The 16,149-nt window shown below is 38.9% G+C and carries 22 protein-coding genes; 18 read left to right on the top strand and 4 right to left on the bottom strand.

Going from position 1 to position 16,149, the window contains the following annotated elements; genetic code table 11:
• Positions 1-76: 76 nt before the first annotated feature.
• On the top strand, positions 77-397 hold the full coding sequence (locus M028_RS0107555; protein WP_026573370.1) for an iron-sulfur cluster biosynthesis family protein: 321 nt from the start codon (positions 77-79) through the stop codon (positions 395-397).
• A 30-nt stretch (positions 398-427) separates the two neighbouring features.
• Here M028_RS0107555 and M028_RS0107550 read toward each other — a convergent pair whose 3' ends face one another.
• Both M028_RS0107550 and M028_RS33305 read right to left on the bottom strand, forming a co-directional pair.
• Complete coding sequence (locus tag M028_RS0107550) at positions 428-1,348, bottom strand: alpha/beta hydrolase (RefSeq protein WP_026573369.1); 921 nt, start codon at positions 1,346-1,348, stop codon at positions 428-430.
• Between the two features lie 94 nt (positions 1,349-1,442).
• On the bottom strand, positions 1,443-1,601 hold the full coding sequence (locus M028_RS33305; RefSeq protein WP_231510783.1) for a hypothetical protein: 159 nt from the start codon (positions 1,599-1,601) through the stop codon (positions 1,443-1,445).
• A gap of 206 nt (positions 1,602-1,807) precedes the next feature.
• Here M028_RS33305 and M028_RS0107540 point away from each other — a divergent pair, with 206 nt between their 5' ends.
• Entirely contained in the window at positions 1,808-2,476 is a 669-nt protein-coding gene (locus M028_RS0107540; RefSeq protein ID WP_026573368.1) for a 3-oxoacid CoA-transferase subunit B, read from the top strand.
• A 138-nt stretch (positions 2,477-2,614) separates the two neighbouring features.
• Entirely contained in the window at positions 2,615-2,857 is a 243-nt protein-coding gene (locus tag M028_RS0107535) for a YqkE family protein (protein WP_026573367.1), read from the top strand.
• A 77-nt stretch (positions 2,858-2,934) separates the two neighbouring features.
• Here the strand turns inward: M028_RS0107535 and M028_RS0107530 are convergent, their stop codons facing one another.
• Positions 2,935-3,846 (bottom strand): aldo/keto reductase, encoded by a 912-nt coding sequence (locus M028_RS0107530; RefSeq protein WP_026573366.1) that lies wholly within the window; start codon positions 3,844-3,846, stop codon positions 2,935-2,937.
• A gap of 65 nt (positions 3,847-3,911) precedes the next feature.
• Positions 3,912-4,043 carry a Z-ring formation inhibitor MciZ gene (gene mciZ, locus M028_RS31990; RefSeq protein WP_081810680.1) on the bottom strand — a complete coding sequence of 44 codons (132 nt, stop codon included), beginning with the start codon at positions 4,041-4,043 and terminating at the stop codon, positions 3,912-3,914.
• A 73-nt stretch (positions 4,044-4,116) separates the two neighbouring features.
• Here mciZ and M028_RS0107520 point away from each other — a divergent pair, with 73 nt between their 5' ends.
• From M028_RS0107520 to M028_RS0107450, 15 genes are all read left to right on the top strand, one after another.
• Positions 4,117-4,668 (top strand): NUDIX hydrolase, encoded by a 552-nt coding sequence (locus M028_RS0107520; RefSeq protein WP_026573365.1) that lies wholly within the window; start codon positions 4,117-4,119, stop codon positions 4,666-4,668.
• Positions 4,668-5,834 (top strand): endonuclease Q family protein, encoded by a 1,167-nt coding sequence (locus M028_RS0107515; RefSeq protein ID WP_026573364.1) that lies wholly within the window; start codon positions 4,668-4,670, stop codon positions 5,832-5,834. The genes M028_RS0107520 and M028_RS0107515 overlap by 1 nt, the downstream gene beginning before the upstream one ends.
• Before the next feature lie 122 nt (positions 5,835-5,956).
• Positions 5,957-6,604: a stage II sporulation protein M gene (gene spoIIM / locus M028_RS0107510; RefSeq protein ID WP_026573363.1), complete on the top strand. Its 648-nt coding sequence runs from the start codon at positions 5,957-5,959 to the stop codon at positions 6,602-6,604.
• Between the two features lie 108 nt (positions 6,605-6,712).
• On the top strand, positions 6,713-7,177 hold the full coding sequence (fur, locus tag M028_RS0107505; protein ID WP_026573362.1) for a ferric iron uptake transcriptional regulator: 465 nt from the start codon (positions 6,713-6,715) through the stop codon (positions 7,175-7,177).
• A gap of 136 nt (positions 7,178-7,313) precedes the next feature.
• Entirely contained in the window at positions 7,314-7,541 is a 228-nt protein-coding gene (locus tag M028_RS0107500) for a YqzK family protein (protein WP_026573361.1), read from the top strand.
• A gap of 7 nt (positions 7,542-7,548) precedes the next feature.
• A complete protein-coding gene (gene xerD / locus M028_RS0107495; RefSeq protein WP_026573360.1) occupies positions 7,549-8,442 on the top strand; it encodes a site-specific tyrosine recombinase XerD in 894 nt (297 codons plus the stop codon).
• 209 nt (positions 8,443-8,651) lie between these two features.
• Positions 8,652-9,836: a phosphopentomutase gene (gene deoB / locus M028_RS0107490; RefSeq protein WP_026573359.1), complete on the top strand. Its 1,185-nt coding sequence runs from the start codon at positions 8,652-8,654 to the stop codon at positions 9,834-9,836.
• 14 nt (positions 9,837-9,850) lie between these two features.
• A complete protein-coding gene (locus tag M028_RS0107485) occupies positions 9,851-10,669 on the top strand; it encodes a purine-nucleoside phosphorylase (RefSeq protein WP_026573358.1) in 819 nt (272 codons plus the stop codon).
• 36 nt (positions 10,670-10,705) lie between these two features.
• Positions 10,706-12,010 carry a pyrimidine-nucleoside phosphorylase gene (locus M028_RS0107480; RefSeq protein WP_026573357.1) on the top strand — a complete coding sequence of 435 codons (1,305 nt, stop codon included), beginning with the start codon at positions 10,706-10,708 and terminating at the stop codon, positions 12,008-12,010.
• Positions 12,011-12,133: 123 nt separating this feature from the next.
• Positions 12,134-13,306, top strand: a complete 1,173-nt coding sequence (locus M028_RS0107475; RefSeq protein ID WP_026573356.1) for a D-alanyl-D-alanine carboxypeptidase family protein — start codon at positions 12,134-12,136, stop codon at positions 13,304-13,306.
• 128 nt (positions 13,307-13,434) lie between these two features.
• On the top strand, positions 13,435-13,785 hold the full coding sequence (spoIIAA, locus tag M028_RS0107470) for an anti-sigma F factor antagonist (protein WP_026573355.1): 351 nt from the start codon (positions 13,435-13,437) through the stop codon (positions 13,783-13,785).
• A gap of 2 nt (positions 13,786-13,787) precedes the next feature.
• Positions 13,788-14,228 (top strand): anti-sigma F factor, encoded by a 441-nt coding sequence (gene spoIIAB, locus M028_RS0107465; RefSeq protein WP_026573354.1) that lies wholly within the window; start codon positions 13,788-13,790, stop codon positions 14,226-14,228.
• A gap of 12 nt (positions 14,229-14,240) precedes the next feature.
• Positions 14,241-14,999 (top strand): RNA polymerase sporulation sigma factor SigF, encoded by a 759-nt coding sequence (sigF, locus tag M028_RS0107460; RefSeq protein ID WP_026573353.1) that lies wholly within the window; start codon positions 14,241-14,243, stop codon positions 14,997-14,999.
• 102 nt (positions 15,000-15,101) lie between these two features.
• Positions 15,102-15,722 carry a stage V sporulation protein AA gene (locus M028_RS0107455; protein WP_026573352.1) on the top strand — a complete coding sequence of 207 codons (621 nt, stop codon included), beginning with the start codon at positions 15,102-15,104 and terminating at the stop codon, positions 15,720-15,722.
• Complete coding sequence (locus tag M028_RS0107450) at positions 15,712-16,134, top strand: stage V sporulation protein AB (protein ID WP_026573351.1); 423 nt, start codon at positions 15,712-15,714, stop codon at positions 16,132-16,134. Before M028_RS0107455 ends, M028_RS0107450 begins: the two co-directional genes overlap by 11 nt.
• Positions 16,135-16,149 lie beyond the last annotated feature (15 nt).

Below are 16,149 nucleotides of genomic sequence, written 5' to 3'. Positions count from 1 at the left end.
ACCTTAAGCAGAAAAATAAGAGCTTAAAAAAACATATGATACAATCATCATATGTCAACAAAGGGGGCTTTTAAACATGAAAATAGAAATTACCTTAGCGGCAGCTGAAAAAATAAAAACGAGAACAGAGGGCCGCACGGGCTATTTAAAGCTAAAATATGATACAGACGGCTGCGGTTGTGCAGTAAATGGCGTAACAGTATTGTGGTTTGTACCAGAATTGGATGATAACGACATTCAGATTGAATCGAATGACGTACCGGTTTATATCGAAAAAGCAAAAGCGGTTTTCTTTGATGAACAAATGAAAATTGATTTTTCAACTGTATCAAATTGCTTTCAATTAAAAAGCCCGCAGCAAATTTTAAACGGGCATATGAGCCTTCTCATCAAATAAAAAACAGACTGTTCCAATTGGACAGTCTGTTTAACGAGAAGGCTCCGGATTTACATACTTTTGTAAAAATTCATCAATTATTCGTTCATAATCAGTGCGGTTTTCGTTAAAGGATTGGGCATGCCGCCCTTTTTCTGCGATATAGAGCATTTTAGGCCCTTTTTTATGTTCAAATAATTCCTGGGTCATCGAGGGCAAGATATAATCATCCTTACGGCTATGAATGAACAAGACTGGATGTTGAATATTTTCAATAACCGAGATCGGTGAGACATTCCGGATTGAATATTTATCCCGAATCCGTAATATAAGGTCTCCAATCGGTAATAAAATTCCAGGAAAAAGCTTAAAATCCTTTTTAATCAAATAAGCAAGCTGAGCCCTGAAATCTGAAAATGGACAGTCGGCAATGTAAAAATCAGCACCATCCTCAAGCATTCCTGCATACAACAGCATCGTTGCAGCTCCCATGGATTCACCGTGAATTCCCAACAAAAGATTCGTTCCTTTTTTCTCTTTCAGCCAGTCAACAACGGCTTTTAAATCGAATTTTTCGTAATAACCGAAGCTCGTAGTTCTTCCACCGGATTCTCCGTGGCGCCGGTGATCATAAATTAGCACATTAAAACCACGCTCAAGGAACAGATTCATATATTTAATTGAATTGATTTTCGTTTCGGTTACACCGTGAGAAATAATAATATAACGGTCTGTTTGGTGCGGTTCAACAAGAACTGCTTTAATCCCATAACCAAAGGGTGAAGGAATCTCGACTTTTCGTTTCGGCAGTGTTTTTAATTGTGTAGGATTATATCTGCCGGCTTCCTTTTCCCGCTTTAAAATAAATTCTTCATCCTTTTTTTTCATGTACATCAGCCGGTTGGTAAAATAAATTGCAAGTGCGAGCCAAAAAAATAATAAAATAAACAAGGTTCGAAATGCCTTTTTCAAACAGGGCACCTCCCGAAAGGTTTCAACAATATTTTCCTATTAGCATTATAGTAACATAAAAAAAGCCGCAAACTCCATTGCGGCTTTTACGATTTTATTGTTCGGCATTCTGCCTCTTGGTTGGGTGTGTTGCTTTTTCTACTTCTTCCGCGGCAATCATTCTTTGGCCCCCGCCTGCAGAGTCAGCATAGTTTTTTCCCTTTTGGCTGTTTCCTTTTTCGCGTTTTTGGCTCATCATTGGTACTCCCTTCAAGATGGTTTCACCTTATAAGATGCATGAACGGAAGTATGATTATTCATAAAAGGTATAGATTCAATCAATGTAACTTTTTAAGGTAATTCAGCAATCATTTTCCTTTTCTAACATTCATACTTTCATTATAAGGAGATAAATTTAATTGGATGGGGCAAAGGGAGCATCCTTTGGTGAAACTAGTGAAATCGAAAGGAGAGAGAGAAATGGCAAATGAAAAGGTCTTAGTAAGGGAGAGAATTGCGATACGGGCGGAGAAAGAAATCGAAAGCGGCTTTTACGTCAATTTAGGAATCGGTATGCCAACTCTTGTAGCCAACTACATGTCAGAAAATAAACAGGTGGTTCTGCAATCGGAAAATGGATTGCTAGGAATTGGCCCATATCCAAAGGAGGATGAGGTCGACCCAGATTTAATCAATGCGGGAAAAGAGACGGTAACGACCATTAGCGGCGCAGCTTTTTTTGACAGTGCTGAATCATTTGCGATGATTCGTGGGGGGCATATTAATCTAGCCATTCTTGGGGGAATGGAGGTTTCTGAAACCGGTGATCTAGCAAACTGGATGATACCTGGAAAAATGATTAAGGGCATGGGAGGGGCAATGGATCTTGTCCATGGGGCTCAAAAAATCATTGTCATAATGGAACATGTTAATAAACGCGGGGAATCGAAAATTTTAAAGAAATGCACACTTCCGTTAACAGGAAAAGGAGTTGTCAATCGTATTATCACAGAGCGGGCGGTAATGGACGTGACCGATTCCGGGCTAAAACTAGTTGAAGTAGCAAAAGGATTTACGGTTGAAGAGGTTATAAATTCAACAGAAGCAGCATTAATGGTGGATGAGAATGTTTTACTTGAGGGTTATTAAGGAAAGGAAAGCAGGTTAATACAGAAAAGGGAAAAATCCCTAATTTCTCACCTGTTTTTTTGAGGTAAATCTAAAGCTGTTTTATTGCGTCAAGTGGTATAATAGTGGCAAATTCGTTATGAAGGGGGAGGACTAACCGTGAAAAAGCAACCGAAACAGAAACCGAAAAAAGATGAATCCGTTGTTACGCTGAAGGATATGATGGATCCCAATTTACTAAAGCAGCTAAAAGAGCAGCAGGAGATGCTAAAAATAGAGGAAGAGAATAAAAGAGCTGAAGAGGAGTTTAAAAAGCGGGAAGAAAGAAGATTAAAGGAAAAGAACAAATCCTTTGAAGAGCTGTTAAATGAAAGTGGAATGAACTGGAAAGAGTTTAAATAGGATTCTTACTGTCTTTTTTGATCTATGGCCAAAACTCAACAAATAACCCACTGGACAACGCCCAGTGGGATTTCTTTTTACCGATGATCCTGATAAACGCTTGCCTTTGTCAGCTTTCTAATAAAGCTAATCTCCTCATCTGATAATGCCCGGCTCCTTGCCGCCGCCGCATTGCTTCGCACCTGCTCCGCACTGCTCGCACCAGTAATCACTGATGCAACAGTTGGGTTGGATAAATTATATTGGAGTGCGACTTCAGTAAAAAAACGCCCCAAAGCAACCTTTTCCTTCAACAATGGCAATACTTCCTGTAACTCCTCCAGGCTATAATCCAAATAGCCTTTTTCCGAAGCCTTTTCAAGCATTCTATCACTAAGAAGACCTTTGGCGAGGGGACCACGGGTAACAACACTAATTCCATGTTCAGCAAGCAGTGGCAATGCCTCTTCTTCAGGACGGCGATCTAAAATACTATATTGCATCATTACTGAAACCATTTTTGATTTCCTAACATATTCACGAATGACATTTGGTCGAATCGATGAAATCCCATAATAACGAATATAGCCCTCTGCCTTCAATTCCTCAAATGCTTCAATGGTTTCTTCTATTGGATCTTCAATGGTCCCGCCGTGCAGCTGGTAAAGGTCAATATAGTCGGTTCCAAGTCGTTTCAAGCTGTATTTTACTTCTTCCTTTATGTAAGACTTGGAGGGGTCCCAAGCCCAGCCGGACCGGTCCTTTCTCCAGCGATTACCTACTTTTGTAGCAAGAATTACCTTATCTCTGACAGGCTTTAAAGCAGCGCCGACCAGTGTTTCATTTACTCCGAAATCGTATAAATCAGCGGTATCAAAGTAGTTAATCCCCTCATTTAAAGCAGTATCAATAATATAGCGGGCTGCTTTTTCATCGGTGCCAATCGACATACACCCTAAGCCCAATTCAGTCACAAACAAATCAGAGTTCCAAAGTTGTCTTTTTTTCAAAAAAACCACCCCGTTCTTTTTCCTACAATTTTATAAAAGAATAGGGGAGACTACAAATGTAACGATTACTTTTGGGAAACATCCTTTACCCAATCCGAAACATAAACAAATTCTGTATTATATTCCTTAAGCTTTTGCAGCACTTCCCAGCCTTTTCCGACAAGGAGTACACCCTTTTCGTGTACGTACACCTTCATCCCATACCCCTCCAAATAAAGTATGGTAAAATGTATGAGCAATGAATAGCGGATTAGAACAGGAGTGACAATTATGGACAATCTTGAAGAAAAAACAATCCATAGTGAAGAAATTTTTTCTGGCAAGGTTATCAGCCTGCAAATACAAGAGGTTGAACTGCCTAACGGGAAGAAGTCGAAACGTGAAATTATCAAACATCCTGGTGCAGTTGCGGTTATCGCCATCACCAATGAAAATAAAATCGTCATGGTTGAGCAATACCGCAAAGCCTTGGAAAGAACGATAGTTGAAATTCCTGCGGGAAAGCTTGAAAAAGGAGAAGACCCGGCCCTTTGTGCCCATAGGGAACTTGAGGAAGAAACAAGCTATGTATGTGAAAGCCTTGAACTGTTGACATCTTTTTATACCTCACCAGGTTTTGCCGATGAAATCATTCATGTTTACCTTGCAAAAGGACTTTCGAAAAAAGAGAATTCAGCCGCTCTTGATGAAGATGAATTTGTAAATATTGAGGAATTGACCCTTGATGAGGCCATTCAATATATGAAAGATCAAAAAATCTACGATGCCAAAACAATTTATGCCATTCAATATTTGCAAATACAAGAGGCACTAGCAAAATAATGAAAAAATATTATGTGGATTTACATATTCATATTGGCAGAACTTGGACTGGAAAGCCTGTCAAAATTACTGGTGCCAAATCGTTAACCTTTACAAATATCATTGAACATGCGAGGCATGAAAAAGGTTTGAATATGGTGGGGATTATTGACAGCCATTCCCCGGAGGTTATTTTGGAGATGGAAAGCCTCATTGAAAGCGGAGATCTTGTCGAGCATCCTGATGGCGGTTTAGTATTTGGAGATTTAACGGTAATTCCTGGGTCAGAGTTGGAAATTTATGATGAGGGATGCAACGGGCCAATCCATTTACTAGGTTTTTTTCCGACTCTAGCTATTATGAGGGAATTTTCATCCTGGCTTTCAAAAAACCTAAAAAATGTTCAGCTAAGCTCACAGCGGGTATATGTAACGGGCCTCGAACTGCAAAAAAAGATTAAAGACTTAGGAGGGATTTTTATCCCCGCCCATGTTTTTACTCCGTTTAAAAGCTTATATGGGAAAGGGGTTAATCGTTCCTTAACAGAGGTTTTTGACCCAAACCTAATTGATGGGATTGAGCTTGGTTTAAGTTCAGACACTGACATGGCGGATCAAATTGGGGAAATTCACAAATATACGTTTGTAACAAACTCGGATGCCCATTCCCTCGCAAAGATTGCCCGAGAATATCAAGTAATCGCGATGGAAGAGCCGACCTTTAAGGAATTGCAAAAAGCATTAAACGGTGAGGATGGTCGCGGAGTTCTTGCCAATTACGGGCTTGACCCGCTCCTTGGCAAATACCACAAAACTGTTTGTGCAGAATGCTTAAATCCGGCGGGTGAAGATGATCAAATTTGTACACTTTGCGGAAACAAAAAAATTATTAAAGGTGTAGCAGATAGGATTTTAGAATTAAAAACAGCAGAGGAGGGTCCTTCAAACAGACCGCCATATGTTCACCAAGTACCGCTGGAGTTTATCCCAGGGTTAGGGCCGAAGTTGCTTGAAAAACTTGTCAATCATTTCGGAAGTGAAATGGCGATTTTGCATGAAGTCCCGGCAGAATCATTAAAAGAAGTCGTTCCGCCCAAAATTGCTGAATTAATTATCAAGGCGAGAGAGGGAGAAATTCATCTATCTGCAGGCGGAGGTGGAAAATACGGGAAGATCGCGGATCAATAAATAATTAGGGTTTGACTCCATGGGGTCAAACCCTTTTATATTATCTATTAATTTTTGGTCATAGAAAAGATAGACAAGCATAGTATGTAATAACTGATTGTCCGAATAGGGAGGAAACGCAAATGAAGAAACGATTGTACCAGTCCGATGCCGCCAGTTATTTCCGTGAGCATTCCTCAATTTTTTTATTTATTATCGTGTTATTTTTAATGGGTGTTATTTTTGGAGCTATTGTCGTAAATAGCATGGGAATTACGCAAAAAGAAGATCTATTCTACTATTTGTCGCAATTTTTTGGCCAGATTTCTAATGGAAAAGTAGCAGAAACAAATGATTTATTTTTCCAAAGCTTCTTTCATAACAGCAAATTTATTGGACTTATGTGGATCTTGGGGATTTCCATTATTGGTTTACCAATCATTCTCATTCTATTATTTTTAAAGGGGATGGTAGTTGGTTTTACGGTTGGTTTTTTAGTTAGTCAAATGGGCTGGAATGGATTTTTACTTGCATTTGTATCCATCCTTCCGCAAAATTTGATTATCATTCCGGTATTTATCATAATGGCGGCATTTTCAGTTATTTTTTCAATTAGGATGATTAAAAAGCAGTTTTTAAAAAAGTATGGACAGCCGATTATGCCCTTTTTCAAACGCTATATTTTTGCTTTACTGGCAGCTGTCATTTTCATCTCCGCCGCTTCTGGAATTGAAGCCTATATGTCGCCATGGTTAATGAAAACAATCATCAGTTCTGCTAATTTAAAATAATTATATAATAATAATCAATATAACCTCTTGTTTATAATGATTTTATTTTGAATCTCTTTTCCCATCTGTTATAATGAGAATTAACAGTGGCGAGGGAGGGACTTCGGGATGGAAACTAGAATAGAAAGAATAAAAAAACAGTTGCACTCATCGAGCTATAAGCTTACACCTCAACGAGAAGCAACCGTTCGAGTTTTACTTGAAAATGAAGAGGATCATTTGAGTGCGGAAGATGTGTACCTCCTCGTTAAAGAAAAATCGCCGGAAATTGGCTTAGCAACTGTTTATCGGACTTTGGAACTTCTAACGGAATTAAAAATTGTCGATAAAATTAATTTTGGTGATGGAGTATCACGCTATGACCTTCGTCAGGAGGGGGCAGCACACTTTCATCATCATCTCGTATGTATTGAGTGCGGTGCAGTGGATGAAATTCAAGAGGATCTTCTTGAAGATGTTGAGGAAACGGTAGAACGCAGATGGAATTTTAAAATTAAAGATCATCGCCTCACTTTTCATGGCATTTGCTATCGCTGCCAAGATAAAAAAACGGAACAAGAAAAAGCAGAATAAGAATAAACGAGTCCTTTTTAATGAAAGGACTTTTTCTATTATAAATAAATTTCCTCTTTTCTTACTGTAAAGGTATAAAACTTGTACAATTTGGCATACCTTTTACTATTATGAAGCAATTTGGGGGAAGAAAAGAATGGTTTCTTTTATAAAAGTCGCACTTCAAACCATAAAGGTTTTTATCATTTTCACTGGATGCACGATTCTCTTTTATTATGGTATTATGTGGGTAAGTCAGGAATACCAAAGTTACCATCGCTATGATGCGCCGGAGGGAGCTGCGTTAAAGGTATCCAGTGAGGTAAAGGATGAAAATCCAGGCTGGTTAAACCGGTTGATTTTGTTTTATTTAAATGGGGAGTAAATGGATGATGGAGAATCAATTAAAAGATTTTATAGAATTTTTAATAGTAGAAAAAGGCTTGGCTAAGAATACGATTATGTCTTATGAACGAGATTTGAAGAGTTATATCCGCTTTTTACAACATGTTGAAAGGATCTCCTCTTTTAATCTTGTCCAGCGTGTGCATATTGTTCAATTTCTCGGTTTTTTAAAAGAACAAGGGAAATCATCAAAAACCATTGCGAGACATATTGCCTCCGTAAGAGCCCTGCATCAATTTCTATTAAGGGATAAAGCAACAGACCAAGATCCCTCTGTGCTAATCGAAACTCCAAAATTAGAAAGGTCGCTTCCGAAAGTATTAAGTCTGAAGGAAGTAGAAATATTGTTGGATTCGCCTAAGGAAAATAATCATTTTGGAATAAGAGATAAGGCCATGCTCGAACTCCTATATGCAACCGGGATCCGTGTCAGTGAACTGATTAATCTTGATATTGACCATGTTCATTTAACAATGGGATTTGTTCGCTGCATCGGAAAAGGGGAAAAAGAACGGATTATACCAATCGGCAAAACAGCTGCAGAAGCTATTAAGCGCTACCTAGAATATGGGAGAGGGCATTTTGTTACCCCAAAAAATCAGGATAGCGCATTATTTTTAAACCATCAAGGGAAACGATTAACACGGCAGGGTTTTTGGAAAATATTAAAAAAGCTTACAAAAGAAGCGGGAATTGAGAACGAGTTAACCCCTCATACACTTAGACATTCCTTTGCAACACACCTGCTTGAAAATGGTGCAGACTTAAGAGCGGTGCAGGAAATGCTCGGACATGCTGATATATCCACCACACAAATTTATACAAATGTGAGTAAAACAAGATTAAAGGATGTTTATAGTAAATTCTTTCCCCGTGCATAATAGAATTATAGTTTCAAGTGCAAAAAACTGTCTAATTTTAGGCAGTTTTTTTCTTGTATTTTCCTAATCTTTTAGTAAAATAGAGATGTCAGACTTCTGACAAATGAATGTGCTTTCATGGTTAATCTGGATGAAAAAGGGCAACATATAATTGCTTATTATTTTGTTTTGAGTGTAACCGTTTACCACGAAACAAGGAGGAAAAATTTATGACTGCAAATACATATAAACGGATATTTTTAATCGTAATGGATTCAGTAGGAATTGGCGAAGCTCCCGATGCCGAACGGTTTGGCGACAAAGGGGCTGACACCTATGGTCATATTGCAGAAAAAATGAACGGTCTTCATATGCCAAACATGGCAAAGTTGGGGTTAAGCAACATCCGGGAAATCAAAGGGATCCCAAAAGCGGAAAAACCACTTGCTTTTTATACCAAGATGATGGAAGCCTCTAACGGCAAAGATACGATGACAGGACATTGGGAAATCATGGGCTTAAATATTCAAACCCCCTTCCGTGTATTTCCTGAAGGTTTCCCTGATGAACTTGTTTCAGAACTAGAAAAACGAACCGGTAGAAAAGTAATTGGAAATAAACCTGCAAGCGGAACAGAAATTTTAGTTGAACTTGGGGAAGAGCATATGAAAACGGGAGCATTAATTGTCTATACCTCTGCTGATTCCGTGCTTCAAATAGCTGCCCATGAAGAGGTGGTACCTCTTGAAGAATTATATAAAATTTGTAAAATTGCCCGCGAATTAACGCTCGATGAAAGATATATGGTGGGCCGGGTCATTGCTCGTCCGTTTATAGGCGAACCTGGTAATTTTAAGCGTACCGCAAATCGCCATGATTATGCATTAAAACCATTTGACCGAACCGTGATGAGTGAGTTAAAAGACTCTGGGTTTGACGTAATTGCAATTGGGAAAATTTCCGATATATATGATGGGGAAGGGGTAACTCAATCCTTAAGGACCATTTCTAACATGGATGGAATGGATAAGTTAGTTCAAACCCTGGAAATGGGATTTACCGGAATTAGTTTTTTGAATTTAGTTGATTTTGATGCCCTTTATGGACATCGCCGTGACCCTGAGGGATACGGTAAAGCATTAGAAGAGTATGATACACGTCTGCCTGAAGTGTTTGCCAAAATGAATGAGGGGGATTTGCTCATCATTACAGCTGACCATGGAAATGATCCAACAGCACCTGGAACAGACCATACAAGAGAATATGTCCCATTACTTGTATACGCTAAGAATATGGAACAAGGAAGAGAACTTCCATTAAGGAAAACATTTGCAGATATTGGGGCTACGGTTGCTGAAAACTTCAATGTGAAAATGCCGAATTACGGTCAAAGCTTTTTAAGTGAATTGAAATAGAAGGGGAATGAAAAATGGAATTTGAAAAGATTCAAAATGCAGCGGGATTCTTAAAAGGAAAATATTCAAAAACCCCAAAAATTGGCCTTATTCTGGGTTCAGGGCTTGGTGTATTAGCAGATGAAATCGCCGAGCCGGTTAAAATACCCTATCATGAGATTCCAGATTTTCCGGTCTCGACGGTTGAGGGGCATGCAGGACAATTAGTTTTTGGTTCCCTAAGCGGGGCAGAGGTTGTCGCCATGCAGGGACGTTTTCATTTTTATGAAGGATACAGTATGGATAAAGTGACATTTCCAGTAAGAGTGATGAAAGAACTTGGAGTGGAAATGCTGATTGTGACAAATGCAGCGGGTGGTGTCAATGAAAGCTTCTCCCCAGGAGACTTAATGATTATTACGGATCATATTAATTTTATGGGAACAAATCCGTTAATTGGTCCGAATGACTCCAAGCTTGGGGTTCGTTTCCCGGATATGTCTGAGGCATACACAAAAGAATTACGGGCGATTGCAAAGGAAATTGCTCGAGGCCTAAACATCAAGGTCAAGGAAGGCGTTTATGTTGGCTTTACTGGTCCTGTCTATGAAACCCCTGCCGAAATAAGAATGGCTAGGGTGCTTGGCGGTGATGCAGTTGGAATGTCGACAGTTCCAGAAGTAATTGTGGCACGCCACGGAGGCTTAAAGGTTTTGGGAATTTCTTGTATCACTAACATGGCATCAGGAATCTTAGATCAGCCATTAAGCCATGATGAAGTGATTGAGACGACTGAAAAGGTAAAAGCAAACTTTCTTTTATATATAAAGGAAATTGTGAAAAGGATCGCTTAATTTCCGTATTTTAAACTGGTAAAGTGGTGATGAATAATGAGAATGGTCGACTTAATTGAAAAAAAACGCGATGGGCATGAATTATCAACAGAAGAAATTAAATTTATTATAAATGGCTACACGGATGGCTCTATCCCCGACTATCAAATTAGTGCATGGACAATGGCAATCTATTTTCAAGGAATGACGGAAAAGGAACGAGCAGATTTAACCATGGCAATGGTGGAGTCCGGTGATCAAATTGATTTATCGAAAATACAAGGAATAAAAGTAGATAAACACTCCACTGGCGGTGTTGGTGATACCACCACACTCGTCCTTGGGCCGCTTGTGGCCGCCCTTGGAGTACCAGTTGCCAAAATGTCCGGGCGTGGCCTTGGCCATACAGGAGGAACCATTGATAAATTGGAGGCCGTTAAGGGTTTCCATGTGGAAATTGAAAACAAGGAATTTATTGATCTCGTCAATCATAATAAAATCGCGGTAATTGGTCAAAGTGGAAATCTGACCCCTGCTGATAAGAAGCTGTATGCTCTTCGGGATGTAACAGCTACAGTCGACAGCATTCCGCTTATTGCAAGTTCCATAATGAGTAAGAAAATTGCGGCAGGTGCTGATGCAATTGTCCTTGATGTAAAAACAGGTGCAGGCGCATTCATGAAAACACTGGATGATTCCAGAGAATTGGCCAAAGCAATGGTTCGAATTGGAAATAATGTTGGTAGAAGAACAATGGCGGTTATTTCAGACATGAGTCAGCCACTTGGATATGCCATCGGCAATGCGCTGGAAGTAAAAGAAGCCATTGATACATTAAAAGGGGAAGGTCCTGATGATTTAACAGAACTTTGTTTAACACTTGGAAGCCATATGGTTTATTTGGCTGAAAAGGCAGATTCTTTGGCAGAAGCTCGGGCCATGCTCGAAAACGTGATTAAAAATGGAGAGGCGCTTAAAAAATTAAAGGCATTTTTAAGTTCCCAAGGGGGGGATGCATCTGTCGTAGATGACCCTTCCAAATTACCTCAGGCAAATTTTATTTTTGAATTGGAAGCAAAAGAAGATGGATATGTATCCGAAATTATTGCTGATGAAGTTGGAACAGCTGCGATGCTGTTAGGAGCCGGCAGAGCAACAAAAGAATCTGTAATTGATTTAGCTGTCGGGCTAGTCCTAAGGAAAAAAATCGGTGACGAGGTGAAAAAAGGTCAATCGTTGGTTACGATTTACAGCAATTTTCAAGATGTGCGTGAAGTGAAAGATAAACTTTACGAAAATATCAAGATTTCATCATCAATAATAGAAGCGCCAATCCTAATTCATGAAGAGATTACTGAATAATGTATGCTTTGGAAAGTCCGGGGGGGAACCTGGACTTTTTTTATTGTATTCGTAGGAAATTATTGTATAAAGTTGATTGATTTGGAAAAAATGTTATCTATATAAAGAATGGAGGGTTATGCGATGAAACGAATCGTCTCTTTAATGATGATATCTTTTTTGGTTACAAGTTTATGGATTCCTTCCGCTTTTGCGGCTGAAGAAAAGAATAGCACCGAGCTCGTTAATAATGTTAGATCAGCGGTATTAATTGAACGCGATACAGGGAAAGTCCTTTTTGAGAAAAATAGTCAAGAAGAACTACCACCGGCAAGTATGACAAAAATCATGACAATGCTGTTAATTATGGAAGCAATTGATCAAGGAAAATTGAGCTGGAATGAAAAAATTCGTGCAAGTGAATATGCTGCCTCTATGGGAGGTTCACAAATTTTTCTTGAGCCAGGCGAAGAAATGACTACAAAGGAAATGCTGAAAGGTATTGCAATTGGTTCCGGAAATGATGCTTCTGTAGCAATGGCCGAAAGAATCGGAGGATCTGAAGAAGCATTTGTCGACATGATGAATAAAAAAGCTAAAGAGTTAGGATTAAAACATACTTTCTTTAAAAATACCACAGGGCTTCCAGTAAGCGGTCATTATAGTTCAGCACATGATATGGCGATTATGGCAAAAGAACTTTTAAAATATGAGGACATCACGAAGTTCACGGGTATGTACGAGGCATACCTTCGCGAAAAAACGGACAAAAAATTTTGGCTTGTTAACACGAACAAACTAGTCCGTTTTTATCCCGGCGTGGATGGCTTAAAAACTGGCTTTACCGGAGAAGCAAAGTATTGTTTAACAGCAACAGCCCAGAAGGATGGAATGCGCGTCATAGCCGTTGTATTTGGTGCTCCAACATCGAAGGATAGAAATGCTCAGGTAACAAAAATGCTAAATTATGCTTTCAATCAATATCAAACCCATCCAATGTATAAGCGGAATCAGGTCATAAGCAAAACACATGTTAGTAAAGGAAAGGAAAAGACAGTGGAGGCCGTTACAAGTGAACCACTTTCTTTATTGACGAAAAAGGGTGAAAAAACGAAAGATGTAAAACAAAAAGTCATTCTAGAGAAAGGTTTAGATGCTCCTATCCATAAAGGTGACAAAATAGGAACCATTAAACTGATTAAGGATGGAAAAGTAGTTTTGGAAAGTCCATTAGTGGCTAAAACAGATGTTAAAGAAGCAAGCTGGTGGACCCTTTATAAACGTGCATTTGGGATGTTTACAAAATCCGGTAAATAAACATATGTCGAAAATACAGAATTATTCACTAGTTTTGGCGAATTACGACTAGTTTTGTCCCGACAGAAGGAAATGTATGCTCCTCCATCGAATTGACTCACTATACCAGATTAAGGAGGCCAGGGATAGTGAGTCTTAACATTGAATTAGAAATAAAACATGATGTTTTATGTATTCGATTAAGCGGTGAGCTAGATCACCATACAGCAGACGAACTCCGTGAGCAGGCTGCAAATGCGATTGAAAGAAATGAAATTCGTCATATTGTTTTAAATTTGGAACAGTTGACCTTTATGGATAGCTCAGGACTTGGAGTTATTTTAGGAAGATACAAACAAATTAAGCAGGTGCACGGTGAAATGGTTGTTTGTGCAATCTCCCCTGCAATACAAAGGTTATTCGATATGTCGGGTTTATTTAAGATTATTAAAATGGAACCGACTGAAAACTGCGCATTGCAAAAATTGGGGGTTGCATAAAAATGAAAAATGAAATGAATCTTCAATTTAGTGCGTTAAGTCAAAACGAATCTTTTGCGCGTGTAACGGTTGCTGCGTTCATTGCTCAGCTTGACCCGACAATGGATGAACTGACTGAAATTAAAACAGTTGTATCAGAAGCGGTAACGAATGCAATTATTCATGGATATGAAAATGATTCAAAAGGAATTGTCTATATTGACGTTAGTATCGAGGATAATGTAATTGATATGACGATTCGAGACAAAGGAATTGGAATTGTAGATGTGGAGGAAGCTCGTCAGCCATTATTTACAACAAAACCGGACTTGGAAAGATCCGGTATGGGATTCACCATCATGGAAAATTTCATGGATGAGGTCGAGGTTCTCACGCAGCCAGGTAAAGGAACCGAAGTAAGATTACGAAAGCATTTACAATCTCGCAAAATGCTGTGCAATTAAGGAGACTTGCCGATGGATGTGGAGGTCAAAAACGATAAAAGCAGGCCGTATTTAAAGGATCACGAAGTAAAAGAACTGATTAAAAAGAGCCAAGATGGGGACCAGGTATCCAGGGAGTTAATTGTTGAAAAAAATATGCGTCTTGTCTGGTCTGTTGTTCAGCGTTTCTTAAATCGGGGCTATGACCCAGACGATCTTTTCCAAATAGGTTGTATTGGCTTATTGAAGTCAGTAGATAAATTCGACCTTTCTTATGATGTAAAGTTTTCAACCTATGCTGTTCCGATGATTATTGGCGAGATTCAACGATTTATCCGCGATGATGGAACGGTTAAAGTGAGCCGATCATTAAAAGAAATGGGCAACCGAATTCGAAAGGCAAAAGACGAATTATCGAAGACGCTTGGCAGGATTCCGACCGTAAATGAAATTTCGGAATATCTTGAATTATCACCAGAGGACGTCATTCTTGCCCAAGAGGCTAGCAGAACGCCATCTTCCATTCACGAAACGGTCTATGAAAATGATGGTGATCCCATTACGCTTTTAGATCAAATTGACGATGGCAATGACGGTAAATGGTTTGATAAAATCGCTTTAAAAGAAGCGATTCGGGAATTGGATGAACGTGAAAGATTAATTGTTTATTTAAGATATTATAAGGATCAAACTCAATCGGAAGTCGCCTTAAGGCTGGGAATCTCTCAGGTTCAAGTTTCAAGGCTCGAGAAAAAAATATTGATGCAAATGAAAGACCGAATGGATCTATGATTCAAGCGGTCTTTTTTTGTACCAATTTTTGGGTTTCATTAAATGGGTAACAATTAACCATACTACTTATACGAGGAAATCAATGTGTGGGAAGTGAATGTTTTGGAAAAAACAATCTACATCCGCATGCGGAATCGTGTGAAAACTAATCCTGAAGATGTGATTATGCTGAAGGATGTGGCTCAAATCATTGCCCCGGAAACTGATATGGCTAAATTGGAAAATACCGTCATACATCGAATATCTGATAAAGATCGGAATATCGTCGTTATTGATGTAATGAAAGTGATTTCTCAAATAGCGGCAAAATTTCCTGATATGGAAGTCCAAACCGTTGGGCCAGCACAAACGATTATCGAAGTGATTACAAAGAAAAAAGGAGTTTCCCTTCCTTTATTCTTATTAATCTGGTTTTTATTATTCTTTGGTTCAGCCATGGCCATCATGAATTTTCATGACGATGTCAGCATGAGAAGTGTTCAGGAAAAAATTTATACCATTATTACCGGTAGAAAAGTGGCAAAGCCATGGTTATTTCAAATTCCTTATTCCATTGGGTTAGGTTTAGGAATGATTATATTTTTTAATCATGTATTCAAAAAACGAATCAATGATGAGCCCAGTCCGCTTGAGGTAGAAATGTTTAATTATCAAATGGATTTAGATAATTACTTGGTCATTCATGAAAACAAAGAAAGTACGAAGAAACTTGATGACGATTAAAATTTTAGCAGTCCTCTTTTTCGGTTTAGCAAGCGGATTGGCTGTTGGTTCAGGATTTGTTGCATTTCTAACTGTACTTGGGATTATTCCAAGATTAACTCAATTATCAAAAACTGGGAGAATGATACAACAATATGAATGGGCTGTTGTAATAGGGGCCCTTGCAGGGGTAGCTGTCAGCCTAAGAGATCCGATTTTAGGTATTTCGGCTTATTTTTTGATTCCCCTTGGTATAACGGGGGGAGTCTATGTGGGGATGCTCGCAGGCGCCTTAACGGAAGTGTTAAATGTACTTCCAATTCTTGCAAAAAGAATCCGTTTGGATGAGGAAATCATCTATTTAATTATGGCAATTGTTTTAGGGAAGGTCGCTGGTTCCTTATTTCAATGGATTTATTTTATTCATCAATAACATGAATTCAGCCAT

It is taken from the genome of Bacillus sp. UNC438CL73TsuS30 (assembly GCF_000482325.1).
Lineage (GTDB): Bacteria > Bacillota > Bacilli > Bacillales > Cytobacillaceae > Neobacillus.
The sequence above is the reverse complement of the archived record's forward strand: the minus strand, read 5'-3'. Positions and strand labels throughout refer to the sequence as shown.